2 protein-coding genes are annotated in these 1,813 nt (G+C 77.5%); both read right to left on the reverse strand.

Annotated features, from left to right (window positions below):
- The coding region (locus ADY59_RS47165; RefSeq protein WP_049577875.1) for a protein kinase domain-containing protein at window positions 1-1,022 on the reverse strand (1,022 nt) is incomplete at its 3' end.
- Window positions 1,019-1,813: hypothetical protein (locus ADY59_RS52215; protein WP_231619252.1), on the reverse strand; the 795-nt coding region annotated here is incomplete at its 5' end. The genes ADY59_RS52215 and ADY59_RS47165, both read right to left, overlap by 4 nt.

Raw genomic sequence — 1,813 nt, forward strand, 5'->3', positions numbered from 1 at the left:
ATCGAGGGGCAGCCGGCGTTCGCCGGGGCCGGGGATGCGACGGGTGCCGGCACGTGCGGGGCGGGCGGCGTGAGGGCGATGGTCAGCGCGACGGCGGGGGCCGCGACGGCCAGGGTCAGCCCGGCCGCGCCGAGGGCCAGCAGGCGGCCGCCCACCCGTACCGTACGTCCCGGCCCGTTCCCGGCGGCGGCCTCGAAGGCGGCGCGCGCCGACAGCGCGTCGGGACGCTGCGCGGGGTCCTTGGCGAGCAGGCCGAGGAGGACGGGAGCGAGCCGCCCCGCGCGGGCAGGCGGCTGCGGCTCGGACGACAGCACCGCGCTCACCGCGGCCAGCCCCGCCCCGGCGAACGCCGGCTGCCCCTCGATGGCGAAGTACAGGGTCGCGGCCAGCGACCACAGGTCGGACGCCGGCACCGGCCCGGTGCCGCCGAGGCACTCGGGCGCGGTGAACCCCGGCGTGCCGACGGATCTCCCGCCCCCGGCCCCCGGCGCGCCGTCCGGGACCGCGCCGGGAGGCGTGATCGCCCGGCCCGGCGAGGTGCCCGGGGTGAACCGTTCCGGCAGCGCGGCGCCGTACCCGGTGAGCACGGCCCGGCCCCCGGAGGTCAGCCACACGGTCGCCGGTTGGACGTCGAGGTGGAGCAGGCCGGCGCTGTGGCCGGCCGCGAGGGCGCCGAGCAGGTCGAGGGCGAGGGCCCTGACCCGGTGCGGCGGCAGCGGGCCCTCGGCGGCCACGGTCTCGGCGAGCGGCCGGCCGTCGATCGGCTCGCAGACGAGCCACGCGTCGTCGCCGTCGGCGTGCGCGTCGAGGACCGGGTTGATCGCCGGATGCGCCAGCCGGGACGCCGCGCGCGCCCGGCGCACGGACCTGAGCGTCAGCGCGCGCCGCTCGTCGCCGGGCAGCTCGGGCGGGGCGGGGATCCGCCGGAGCACCACGTCCCTGCCCCGATGCCGGTCGTGCCCGAGAAAGGTGAACTCGCCGGTCCGCGCCTGGATCCGGTAGCGGTCGCCGGGCCCGGTCACGGCGCCTTCTCCTCGAGCGCGGCGGCGCTCCAGCGGGCGGCCCGGACGGCGCGCTCCCGGATCTGCCCGGACGGGCTCCCGGTCAGGTCGATGTAGGTGACCTCCAGCAGCACGTTGCTGGTCCGGTACACCACGACGGTGCGGATGACGTCCTCCTCGTGACGGATGAGCGCGTCGTACGTGAGCGCTTCGGAGCCGAGGCCCGGCACGTCCCGGGCGGCCGAGCGGTCGCTGGAGACCGGCTCGGTCAGGCCGATGGCGGGCTGGTTCCACACCACCGGCCCCCCGGTGTCCTGGCGGGCGTTGCGCAGGTTGACGAACGCGTCGTGGGCGTCGACGGGCTCGCTGTCCCACATGTCCTCGTACGTGGTGCCGAACGGCCGGTCGTTGACGAACAGGCCGACCCCCTTGCTCGCCCACGCGCATCCGGCCTGCTCGCCCTGCTTGGTCGGCTCGCCCTTGGGGGAGCCGGGGACGAGTTCGGCCGCCTGGGCGCCGGTGACGAGCGTGCACAGGTCGATCGGCACGGTGAACCGCGGCTCCTGCTCCTCCACGGGTGCCGCCGCACCGGTGGCGGCCCCCGTACCCCCGGGAGTCACCGGGACGGACCGTGCCGCGGTCGAGGGCCCGGCGATCACTTTGACCGGCGCACGAGCGTTCACGACCACCACGGCTGCGGCTGCGACCAGCGCCGCCACCCCGGCGGAGGCAGCCACCAGAAGCCACCGGCGACGCCACGGCCCCCCGGCGACGCCACCGGCGTGGCCACCGCGCAGGCCCCGGTCTCTTAT

Source organism: Nonomuraea sp. SBT364 (assembly GCF_001083785.1).
Taxonomy (GTDB): Bacteria; Actinomycetota; Actinomycetes; order Streptosporangiales; family Streptosporangiaceae; genus Nonomuraea.